Below are 12,111 nucleotides of genomic sequence, written 5' to 3' on the forward strand. Positions count from 1 at the left end.
CCCGCGGCCCTCCGCCGTCGCCGGGCACCGCGCGGGAGTGGACCGGACCCCGGAGTCCCGGCCGGACGGCCGCGACCCCACCGCTCCGCCAGCCACCCCGGCGGCCCCGCACAGGGAGACACCGTGAGCGCCGTCGACACCGGGGCCCTCGGCCTCCTCCTCGCCGCCTCGGCGGCCACCGCCCTCACCGTCATGCTGGTGACCTTCGTGATCGGCACCGTGCGGAGCCTGCACCGGATCGTCGACGTCGCCTGGGGGATCGCCTTCGCGGCCGTCGCCGTCGTGGCGTGGTTCCTGGCGGCCGGGCACGGCGACGACGTCCGCCGGACCGTCGTCGCGCTCGCCACCGTCGTCTGGGGGCTGCGGCTCGCCGCCCACATCGCCCGCCGCGGCCGCGGCCACGGAGAGGATCCGCGGTACGCGCGGATGCTCGCCCGTGCCCGCGGCAACCCCGCCCTCTACGCCCTGGGGAAGGTCTACCTCCTCCAGGGTGCCCTCGTCTGGCTCGTCTCCCTCCCCGTCCAGACCGCCGTCCTCCTGCCCCTGCCCCTGGAGGCGACCGCGTACCTCGGCCTCGTCGTGTGGGCGACGGGCCTCGCCTTCGAGGCGGTGGGGGACCGTCAGCTGGCCCGGTTCAAGGAGGATCCGGCGAACCGGGGCCGTGTCATGGACCGGGGACTGTGGAGCTGGACCCGTCACCCCAACTACTTCGGCGACTTCCTCGTCTGGTGGGGCCTGTACCTGACGGCCTGCGCCACCTGGCAGACCGCGCTGTTCACCCTGGTCTCCCCGCTCGTCATGAGCGCCCTGCTCATCTGGGGCAGCGGCAAACGGCTCCTTGAGGCCCACATGGCAGACCGGCCCGGGTACGCCGCCTACCGGGCGCGCACGAGCGGCTTCGTCCCGCGGCCTCCCCGGCGTCGACCGGGGACGGACGCCCCGTAGGCGACTCAGGGGCGACTCATGGGCGACTCACGGGAGAGGGGGTGGATCAGGCTCCGGTGCCTCCGGCCCGCTCCTCGCGTCCGGCAGCCTCCCCGTACAGCCGGGAGACCACGCCGAGCGCCTCGCGCAGACCGGTGGGACGCGCCACGCCGGGGGCGGGCGTCCTGCCGAGCCATCCGGGGCCCGCGAGGAGGACCAGGGGAGCGGTCCGCGCTCCTCGTACCCCGAACGCCGTCCCCGCCAGGTGCCGGGCCAGCGCGTGGTTCGCGGTGGAGCGCGCCTGGGACCAGAGGACGACGGCGGCGGGCCCCGACCGGCGGACCGCCGCGTCGAGGGCCTCGGCGGGCACGGCCGCCCCGAACATCCTGGTCGGCAGCCCCCGTTCGGTGAGACCGGCGGCGAGCGCCTCCAGGGGCAGCGTGTGCTGCTCCGAGGGGACGCAGGCCAGCACGACCGGCGGTGCCGCCGGTGACGTGTCGGAGGACGTCGGCCCGGAGACGGCGGCACGCCGCAGCGCGGTGGAGATGTGCCAGGAGAGCAGGTGTTCCACCTCGACGTAGCGGTCGCCGGACGACTCCCACTTCCGGCCCACCGCGTGCAGCGTCGGGGCCATGATCTCCTCCCAGGCGGTGACCAGGCCGTGTTCCGCCAGCGCCGCCCGGAGGAGCCCTTCCAAGGCCGGAGCGTCGAGGCGCACGGCGGCACGGGCGAGCCCGCGGCACTCCGCCCGCACGTCTCCGAGTGGCAGACCGCTGCCGGCCGTCGCACGTCCGGCCCGCCCCGAGGACGGCTTCTCCACGGACACGACCGGCTCGGTGAAGAGCCCGGCCGGAGGGTCGCCGACGGGCACCTCGCCTCCGTCCGTCACCACCGCGGACCGCGCTTCCCGGGCCGCCCGCGCCGCCTCGGCCGGCGGGACGCCCGATGCCGTGAGACGGCACATCTCCTCCAGCATCGCGACGTCCGCGGGACTCCACCGCCGGTGCTGCCCGTCCGCGCGAACGGCGGGGCCGATCCCGTAGCGCCGGTCCCAGGACCGCACGGTGGTGGGGGAGACCCCCAGACGCCGGGCCAAGGCACCCGTGGTGATCCCGTGGACGATGTCGTGCATGCCACCACCGTACGACGCGGAAGCGCTGCGAGCCGGTGCGCCCGGGGCGAGGGAAGAAGGTCGGGAACGCCACGCCTCGGCGGCCTCCGGAAGGCGGGTGATCGCCTCGCCGCCCAGGCGACCCAACTCCCCGCGCAGGAACGGCGATGCGGCCGGCCGGGCGAACCGGGAGCCCTGGGGGTCGGTGTGCTCCGGTTGCGGAGGTGTGGTTCGCCGGAGAGCCTGGTATGGGGTGGCTCCTCGGGGCACGGGAGGCTCGATGTCCATCCAGTCGCTGGCACCGCCACTCGACATCACCTGGACCCGGATGGCGTACTCCAGGGACATGGTCGACACCGCGTTCGGTGACTTCGAGTTCGGGCCGAAATGGCGATCGTCGCTCGCCGTCTACTACTACCTCGTTCCCGAGGAGGAGACGGCGGACGACTATCCGGACTCGCGGATCGTCTATCTGAAACTCACCTGCAGCATCACCGGATACAACCCCTCGGAGACCCTGGCGGACGCCAGGCGGCTCGCCACCGCCTCGGGCGCGCTGGACGATCTGCAGCGTTCCACCTGGGAGGTGGTCGTCGGCAGCGGCTGGTCGGCCAGGTACTGGCCGTGTCTGGGCGCCATCATGCAACTGGCGGTCTATCCGAGCGGCAGCGAGAACGTCGGGCCGGACGACTATCCGTACATCCTCGATTTCGAGCCCAAGAAACGCGAGTTGTTCGAAGCGGTGACGGAGGGGAGCGAGCACCTGTCGGGGTCGGCGGAGAAGACCGAGATCACCAAGGGCTCGACGAGCGTGACCGGCCTGGAGGTCGGCGGGAGCGCCGGGTTCAGCATCGGGGGATTCGGTGCGAGCGGGTCGGTGAACCGTACGACGTCCGACACCACCATCAACCAGAACACCACCGACACCTCCCGCGAGGCCCGGGAGACGCTGAGTCGCACCACCCAGAGCAGCCAGATGTACCAGCTGTTCAACGGCTACCACCTGGGGAGCAACCGGGCCCTGTTCGTGGTGGCGCCCCGGCCGCACATCGTGTCCGACCGCTCGCAGACCGAGTTCAACCTCATCGACGGGGCCCGGAAGCTGGAGGGTGTCCAGGAGGTCTTCGTCGTGGTGCACATGCCGCGGGCGCTGACCGGCTTCTGCGTGCAGGCGGGGCTCGACACGGGACACGAGGTGAGCACAGTGGTGCCCTACCAGGCGATGATGCGGCGCCCGGTGGACGACAGCGGACCCACGGTGCCGAACGGCGGTCCCGAGCCGCCGCCACCGGACCCCCCGCCACTGCCTCCGAACACCCCGATCCGACAGCTCGTGGTGACACGGAGGGTGGTGCAGAGCTGCGGACTCTTCGACGACAACGGACAGTTCCGGCTCCAGCAGCTCCGTGAACCCCGTGTCAAGCCCGTCCGCGGCGAGTTCGCGCTCTCGGACCTGCCCGCCCGCCGGGCGTACGCCCAGCTGTCGAAGGAGACCACCCCCACCGCCCGCGCGCACGTGGCCGACACCCTCAACGCGATGCAGGGCCGGGTCAACCGGCTGATGCTCGACCGGGCCACGGCCGTCGGTTACGAGCCGCGCGAGTTCGTGGAGACGGACACCTTCAAGACCCTGGTCGCCAACGCGGCCCGTGAGGACGCGACGTCGCTTTCGGCCTTCGTCGAGGCGGGGCACCTGACCGAGGCCGATCTGAAGGAACTCACGCGCCGCCGGATCGGCAGGATGAGCGAGTTGTTCGGGACCGGCATGAGCGTGGCCGACTCGATCGCCACGGCGCAGATCAGGCGGCGCCTGATCGACAGCCTGACGGCGGTGCCACGGGAATAGTGGAGAGGTCCCGTCATGTCCGGCCCCGGCGAGCAGACCACCGAACCGGCGACCACCCCCGATCGTGACGGCGGGCTGCCCTCGCCGCGCGTGAGGCCGGACATGACCGACGAGCAGATCCGCGGGGAGCTGCGCACCTGCTATCTCGCAGCCGCCGAGGACGCCGCGCTCGCCTTCGAGGTCACCCCCGAATTCCCCACCAAGGACCTGGCGTCCTACAAGGCCATGCTGAACGACTTCTGGTCGAGCGACGATCCCTCCTTCGGACCACGGTTCGCGCAGCTGCGGACCGAGGTCGTGGAGGAACTGGCGCCACGGATGTTCGCCTACGTGGCCGGCGACGCGGCCCACTCCATCACGAAAAGTCTCCACGCCGCACCCGCCCCGGCGGGCGACGTCGCCACCGCCGCGGACCCGGTCCAGCTCGTCGACGGCGAATTCCGCTACAGCACCGTGGACTTCCAGCTCAACGGCGCCGGGATCGACTTCGTCTTTGCCCGTACCTACTCCCAGCTCGTCGACCACTCGGGCCCGATGGGCGAGAAGTGGGACCACAGCTACAACCTGTGGATCAGGGTGGACGACGGAGCCGACAGCCTGCACCGGTCGACCGGCGCGCTCGCCGAGGAGACATTCGTCCGGCACGACACGCTCGGCTACTGGGTGCCTCCGGCCGGCGTGCACGCGGTGGTGGTGAAGGACGGCGACGCGCTCGTCCTCCGCCGCAGCGACGGCAGCCGGATCACCTACGAGCGGCAGCAGGGGGTCGCGGAGTCGGTGCTTCCGGCGACCCGGATCGAGGACCGCTTCGGCAACGCGCTCACCCTCGACTACGTGGACGGGCTCCTCGCCCGTGTCCTGGTCAACCGGCCGGAACGCCAGGTCGCGTTCCACTACGACGACCAGCGGCGCGTCACGGCGGTCGAGGACTTCACCGGCCGCGTCTGGCGCTATCACCACGACGCGGACGGTGACCTGGTGGCCGTGACGACACCGGCCACGGAGGCGTATCCGCGCGGTGCCACCACCCGGTACGAGTACCTGGGCCCCGCGTTCTCGCCACCGGATCTGGCGCATCACCTGACGTCCGTCCTCGATGCCGACGGCAGGGCGTACCTGGAGAACTCCTACGGCACGGACGCGGGGCTGGTGAGCTACCGCCGAGTGGTCGCCCAGAGGCAGGGCGGCGGCGAGACACACTTCGACTACGCGGACGTCGTCCAGGAGTTCGACGCACCCTACGGTGAGCACGAACGCCCTCACTCCCAGACCGTGGTGACCGAACGGGACGGCCGGCAGACCCGGCACCTGTTCAACCGGCAGGGCAACCTGTTGATGCAGGAGGAGGCAGGCCGCGTCGACGGTCTTCCCGTCCGGCTCTTCACGCATTACCGATACAACCGCGACGGCAACCTGATCGGCGTACTGAGTCCGCTCGGTTCGCTCACCCAGGCGCTGTGGGGCCGCGACGCACATGAGCGCCGATTCGCCGTGCCGGAGGACCTCGCACCCGAACACGACCCGAACCTCACCCCACAGGCCCGGCTCGCGTTCGGGAATCTGCTCACCGTGGTGAAGCGGGGCAGCCGCCACAGCGTGGCGCAGCTGCAGGCGCTGCCGGGACTGTGGTCGACGCGCGCCCTTCCGGACATCCTGGGCGCCACCGACGCGGACGTGATCCAGAAGTTCACCTACGAGCCGGACTCCGGTCAGGTCTCCACGTCGTCGGACCCCCGCGTCACCCGGTCCCCCGACCCGGACTCCGCGGAGGACACCGAGTACCGGCGACGACTGACTCGCTACGGCTACGATCCCGGCCCGGTCCCGGGCCTGCTGCGCACGATCGACCTGCCCACACCGACCCTGCCGGACGGACGGCCCGGCGGCCCCGTCCGTATCCGGTTCCCCGTCCACGACGACCACGGCCGCGTCCTGGAGACCGTCGCCCCCAACGGGCTGCGCACGGTCAACACCTACGCCCCCGACACCGCCGGTCCGCGCGCCGGCTTCCTCGTGGGCCGCACCATCGACCCCGGCGGCTTCGACCTCCACCAGGACATCGAGCCGGACGACCTCGGCCGTACCGTCGCCGTAGGCCGCCCGTCGGCCCGCGACGCGGCCGACGGGCGCTTCGTGTCCACCGTCGCCTACGACGAGTCGAGCAGGATCGTCGCGACGGTCGGCACGCCGCCGCAGGCGATACGCACCGCCAACTTCTACGACCGGGCAGGGCATCTGGTGCGATCGGAACAGGAGGTGGCCGATGCCGCGGGTGCCCGTACCGGTGCTTTCGCCGTCATCAGCCGTTACGACGACGAGGCGCGGGTGGTGCTCCAGCGGATCGGGGACCCCGCCGGGGCCTTGAAGACCAAGCGCATCCGCTACGACAGGGCCGCCCGGCCGGCCTTGATACTGTCCCCGGCGGGCCGGATCCGGAGACTGAGATACGACGAGCGGTCCCTCGTGTCGGCGGTGATCGACGACCTGGCGGGCGTCCGCGCGGCCACCCGGCGGAGCTACGACGCCGACGGACGCCTGACGCGGATCACCGATCCGCTCGGCGCCGTCACCCGGTACACCTATGACGCCCTCGGGCGCAACACGGAGGTCCAGGACGCCCTCGGCAACCGGCTGGTGCGCCACGTGGACAAGCTGGGCAACCCACTGGTCGAATGCTTCTTCGAACGACGTGGCGAGGACGCGTTCGTCCTGGTGCATCGCCGGACGTTCGGCTACGACGAGCTCGGCCGCCTCGTCGCGGTGGGAACCAACCGGTTCCCGACGCAACAGCCGGTCGGCGCGGCGCGGGTTCCGACCGCGTTCCGCGACACCGGCCCCGGCCGACGTCTGCGGATCCTGCTCTTCCGCGACAGCGTCGGCAACGTCGTCGACGAGGTCGACCAGGACGGCCGCTCGTTCCCGGTCAGGTTCGACCTCCTCGGCCGCGTCGTCGCGCGCTCCGATCCGCTCGGCGACGAGGTCCGTCTGGGCTACGACAAGGAGGGCAACATCGTCCGGGTCGACCGCCGCGAGAGGATCTTGGATCCCTTGTCCGGAGCCCTGCTCGACGAGCGCTGGTTCGCCGAGTCCTTCGAGTTCGACGAGATGAACCGGATGACCGCGCACCACACGACCAGCGGCACCAGTCACTACGCCCATGACAGCCGTGGCCTGCCGACCTCGGTGACCGACCGGACCGGCGGCAGGACCGAGCACGCGTACGACACCTTCGGCCGCCGTGTGCAGACCCGTCGGCTGCTACGGACCGCGGGCACCCCGCCGTCCGTGGTCCCCCTCCGCACGGACTACACCTACAACCGCGACGACCAGATCACCGGGCAGGTGGACCCGCTGGGCCGCACGACGTCGTTCGAGTACGACTCCGCGGGCCGGCTCCGCCGGACCGTACTGGCCGACCTGACCGACGACACCTACGAGTACGACCGCGCCGGTCACGTCACCTCGTACCGTGACCGCAACGGCATCCGACGCAGGCTCACCTGGGACCTGCTCGGGCGCACCACGGTCATCGACGTCACCGCGCCACCCGGATCCGTCGTACACGGCGCCCTCCAGGCCCGCTTCGACTACGACGCCCTGGGCCGGGTCACGGTCGCCGCCAATGACTACGCCGTGACACGGGTCGACCACGACTCGCTGGCGGCGCTGCGCGAGACGGTCTCCTTCACAGCCACCGGCGACCCGGCGGAGCGGGAGTTCGTCCTCACCCGCGAGACCAGCGACACCGGCGCGGTCACCGCCCTGACGTACCCCTCGGGCAGACGACTGGCCTTCGAACGGGACGCCTTGGACCGGGTGGTACGGGTAGCACAGACCGACCGGGGACGGGACTATCCGGGAGACGGCGGCACACCGGATGCCGTCACCGTCGCCACCGTGGAGTACCAGGGCCTCCGGCCGCATCGCGTCACCCGTGGAAACGGGCCCGTCACGACCTACGGCTACGACTTCAGCGGACGAGCGGTGGAAGTCCGGCACAGGCTCGGATCCGCCGAGATCCTGCGCGAGGAGATGCTCTACGACCCGGAGGGCCGGGTCCGCCGACGCGCGGAGGCCGGTCAGGGACCCCTCCTGGACCGGTACTTCGACTACGACTCGCTGGGCCGGCTGACGACCGTCCGGGACGGGGCGGTGGGAACGCCGCCCGACCTGACCTCCCTCATGGCACCCGCCACCCCGGTGCCCGACCCGGTGCCCGACCGGCAGTCCGAGGTCGACACCCTCCTCGCAGCCGGGGGCACGCCGAGCGCCGACTACACCTACGACACGGTGGGCAACCGTCTGACGGCACGCACCAGCAGCGGGCCGCACAGCTACCAGCCCAACGCCGTCGACCAGTACACACACGTCGACGGCCGACCGATGGCCCACGACGCCAACGGCAATCGGACCGAGGACGCCGGCTTCGACTACCGCTACGACTTCCGCGACCAGCTGGTCGGAATGCGCGACAAGGCCACGGGCAGCGAGACCCGGTTCCTGCGTGACGCCTTCGGCCGGATCTGCGCCGAGCGGTCCGACACCGGAGCACGGGTGGTGCTCTACGACGGGCGCCAGGTCGTCGAAGAGCACACCGACAGCGGTCTGCGGCGCAGTGTGGTGAGCGCGGACCACGGCGACCAGTACCTGCTGACCTCCAGCGGCGGCGCGGAGGGCCTCCTGCTGCACGACCTCACGCGCTCCGTGCGGGTCGTCCACGACGGCGCGGTCGTGCGCGGTGCGTACCGCTACGACGAGTTCGGCCGGATGCTGACACCCGTGCCGCCCGGCGACGACAACATCTTCTTCTACGGGGGGATGCGCCGGGCCGGAGCGAGTGGTGCCTACCACGCCGAGCACCGGACCTTCGACCCGGACACCGGCCGCTTCCTCCAGCGCGACCCGCACGGCTTCGTCGACGGCACCAACCTCTACACGTACACGCGCAACGACCCGCTCGGCCTGAGGGATCCTCTGGGAACCGAGAGCCGCGAGGAACATCCGCAGGTCGCGGCCAAACTCGGGGCCGAACTCGCCTACCGGAACCCGGAGGGATTCACTCTCGCGGTTCCCGACAACTTCGACCGGCAGAAGATCCGTGCCTACCGTCGGCGGATCAACGACCCGGTGGACCGAGGTGTCGGAATCCGGTCGCGGCCGCCCGGCATGAAGACCTCCACCACCGACATCCGCCGGGCGAACCGGTCGCTGCGAGACGCGTTCGAAGCCTCACTGCCTGGAGGACGCAGGCCCTCCGGCACCGCCATCGACCACGTCGTCGAGCTCCAGCACATCATCCGCGGCAGGCCGGGCCGGTTCGCACCGGGCGCCGACCGCGTGCGGCCCCAGGACCACCGCGTGCAGGACTACTCCCTCAACAGCTCTCAGGGCAGCCGGGCGCAGAAGGTGAAGGCCGCGCAGGTGAGGAACGGGGCGCCGCTGGACACCTCGGCCGGAGGCGTGGCCCGCGAGCGTGACCTCAACCGATTCTGGAACCGTCAGGGCTATCGCACGACGATGCGCACGTTCGGACACTACAACCTGGCCGGCGGCACCTTCGGGTCGCTGACCTCGGTCGGCGACGCGCTGCGCGAAGGAGACTACGCGGGCGCCGCGGTCGGTACCTCCGCGTACCTGGGCGGGGCCCTGGAGCTCGGCGGCATCGCCGCCGAGTCGAGCACGCTCCTCAGCGCCGGCCGCTGGCTGGGCGCCCCCGCGGCCGTGGTGAGCTCGGGCGTGATCGGGGTGCGCATCGGCACCAACCTCTACGAGAACTACGTCGATCAGGAGATGTGCCTGGATGCCGGGTCCTGGGTCGAGGAGGCGACCGGCTCGAGGGTTCTCGGCGCCGGCGCCGCGGCGGCGGTCGCGGTGGGCGACGCCATCGTCCACGCTCCCGAGGCCGCGTACGACTACGTCACGGACAACCTCACCCTGGACCCCGACGAGATCGATTGGGACCGCACGCTGAAGCCGTGGAAGTGGTTCTGACGTTCCGACGGACCGCACTCTGCCCGCCCAGGACGAGCACCAGACCCTCGTGACGATTGAAAGGCGCGGCCCTCGGGCACGCAGTCGACGTTGCGGGCCGTGGTGCCGAACGCTTCCTCCACGATGTCGCAGACGTAGGAGAGGCCGCCATGCCTCAGCATGGAGACGATCATTGCGACACCACCACGCGACACCACCGCACCGGCAAGGAGCCACCATGACGACCACGCACGAGCGCGAGTTGACCCCCGGGGTCAGGATCCCCCTGGTCGGCTTCGGCACCTACCTCATCCCGGACGACGAGGCCGCCGCCGCCGTCGAGACCGCCCTGGTCGCCGGCTATCGGCACGTCGACACGGCCGAGGTCTACGAGAACGAGACCGGAGTTGGCGAAGGTCTGCGCCGTGGCGTGCGGCAGGCAGGTCTCGAACGCGACGACATCTTCGTCACGACCAAGCTGTGGCCGCTGACGCAGGAGCGCAACAAGACCGGCGCGGAGGCCGCCCGTTCCCTGGACGAAAGCCTCGAACGGCTCGGGCTGGAGCAGGTCGACCTCTACCTCATCCACGCCCCCTTCGGGCGCGAGCAGCGCCTGGAGCAGTGGCAGGCGCTGGCCGAGGCGTACGAGAACGGCAAGGCGAGGGCGATCGGTGTCTCGAACTTCAACGCCACACACATCGACGAGCTGATCGAGGCGGGGCTTCCCGTCCCGCACGCCAACCAGATCGAACTGCACCCCTGGTCCCAGAAGCCCGAACTGGTCGCCTACCTGCACCACAAGAGCATCATGCCCGTCGCCTACAGCAGCCTCGCCCCGCTCTCCACCTGGCGAACGGCCCCGGGCCACGCGAGCGGAAAGACCGAGGAGATGCGCGCCGAGGGTGAGCGGCCCGACCACCCCTTCAAGAAGCTGGCGGACAAGTACGGAGTGACCGAGGCCCAGTTCCTCCTGGGCTGGGGTGTACAGAACGGCTACCCGGTGCTTCCCAAGAGCACCGACCCGGACCGCATGCGACAGAACCTCGACGTCCTGTCCCTTCGGATCGAGGATGCCGACATGGACGCCATCCGTCGCCTGGACCGAGGCCCCGGCCTCGCCTGGGGCGAGGGAGACCCCACGACCTCCGCCTGAAGCCCGGACGTCGCGCCCTCCCGCCTGCCCGAGAACGCCGACACGCCGGGCAGCACGGCATGGTGTCCGAGGAGGGCGGCAGCGCCATCCAGATCGATCGTTCCGGGACGCGGGAAGGCGCCGTCGGCGAGGGCACACCGCCTCTGCCGACGACACTCGGCTGGGACCCTGGCGGGTGTCGTGAGTCGAGGGCGGCAGCACCGAGGGCGTCACGCTGCGCGGTAGGCGGCGGGGGTGACGCCGTAGGTGCGGGTGAACCAGCGGGTGAGGTGGGCCTGGTCGGCGAAGCCGGTCTCGACGGCCGTTGTCGCCGGTGCCATGCCCTCGGCCAGGAGTGCGCGGGCTCGGCGCAGCCGTAGATCACGTTGGTAGTCGCTGGGGGCGAAGCCGTACACCGCGCGGAAGCCCCGGTACAACGTGAAGCGGCTGCATCCGGCCGCCCGCGCCAGGTCGTCGGCGGAGAGGTTCTCGGCGAACCGCTGCCGCAGCAGACGCCGGGCCCGCTCCATGGCTGCCAGGTCCAGCCGGCCCGGGCGCTCCGGCAGCGGTGCCGGCCTCGTCGACGCGTGACGGCTCAGCGCCAGCACGGCGGCGGTGAGGCGTTCCTCGACGACGAGGCGGGGTGCCTTCCCGGTGACCGCGGTGTGGAGGCGGGCGACGGCTCGGGCCAGGGCCGGGTCGTCCACGACCGGGGTGGCGAAGAGCGGCAGCCCGGATGTGCCGGGCGTCGCGTCGGCGAGCACCTCCCGGACGTGGTCCTCGCCGAGGTGCAGCATCCGGTAGCGGTAGCCGTCGTGGACGGCCGACCGCCCGTCGTGGGGGTCGTCCGGATTGAACGCCATGACCAGCCCGGCCGCGCTGACGTGCCGCCCTCCCCGGCACACGAAGGACTGCGCACCGTGATCGGTCACTCCGAACGAGTACGTGTCGTGGGCGTGCATCGGATACGCGTACCGCTCGAAGCGGGCGTCCAGGGCTTCCAGCGCGAGCCCGGGAACCCGCCAGTAGGCGGCGCGCTCCCCGGAAGACGTCATGCCCCCATTGTCCCGCACGAGCGTTCAAGCCCCTGCCCGTGCCCAGGGCGCACGCTGGACCCATCGCCTCCAT

General features: G+C 71.4%; 6 protein-coding genes. 4 read left to right on the plus strand and 2 right to left on the minus strand.

Features of this window, described 5'->3' with window-relative positions; genetic code table 11:
* Positions 1–123: 123 nt before the first annotated feature.
* Entirely contained in the window at positions 124–945 is an 822-nt protein-coding gene (locus AB0E19_RS23515) for a DUF1295 domain-containing protein (protein WP_362183512.1), read from the plus strand.
* A 46-nt stretch (positions 946–991) separates the two neighbouring features.
* Here the strand turns inward: AB0E19_RS23515 and AB0E19_RS23520 are convergent, their stop codons facing one another.
* Positions 992–2,056, minus strand: a complete 1,065-nt coding sequence (locus tag AB0E19_RS23520) for a MerR family transcriptional regulator (protein WP_362183515.1) — start codon at positions 2,054–2,056, stop codon at positions 992–994.
* A 259-nt stretch (positions 2,057–2,315) separates the two neighbouring features.
* Here AB0E19_RS23520 and AB0E19_RS23525 point away from each other — a divergent pair, with 259 nt between their 5' ends.
* From AB0E19_RS23525 to AB0E19_RS23535, 3 genes are all read left to right on the plus strand, one after another.
* A complete protein-coding gene (locus AB0E19_RS23525; protein WP_362183518.1) occupies positions 2,316–3,881 on the plus strand; it encodes a hypothetical protein in 1,566 nt (521 codons plus the stop codon).
* 15 nt (positions 3,882–3,896) lie between these two features.
* Positions 3,897–9,872, plus strand: coding sequence for an RHS repeat-associated core domain-containing protein (locus tag AB0E19_RS23530; protein ID WP_362183521.1), 5,976 nt, complete (start codon positions 3,897–3,899; stop codon positions 9,870–9,872).
* Positions 9,873–10,089: 217 nt separating this feature from the next.
* Entirely contained in the window at positions 10,090–11,004 is a 915-nt protein-coding gene (locus AB0E19_RS23535; protein ID WP_362183524.1) for an aldo/keto reductase, read from the plus strand.
* 209 nt (positions 11,005–11,213) lie between these two features.
* Here AB0E19_RS23535 and AB0E19_RS23540 read toward each other — a convergent pair whose 3' ends face one another.
* Positions 11,214–12,038, minus strand: coding sequence for an AraC family transcriptional regulator (locus AB0E19_RS23540; RefSeq protein WP_362183527.1), 825 nt, complete (start codon positions 12,036–12,038; stop codon positions 11,214–11,216).
* Between the last annotated feature and the right edge of the window lie 73 nt (positions 12,039–12,111).

Source organism: Streptomyces sp. NPDC047974 (genome assembly GCF_040653375.1).
Lineage (GTDB): Bacteria > Actinomycetota > Actinomycetes > Streptomycetales > Streptomycetaceae > Streptomyces.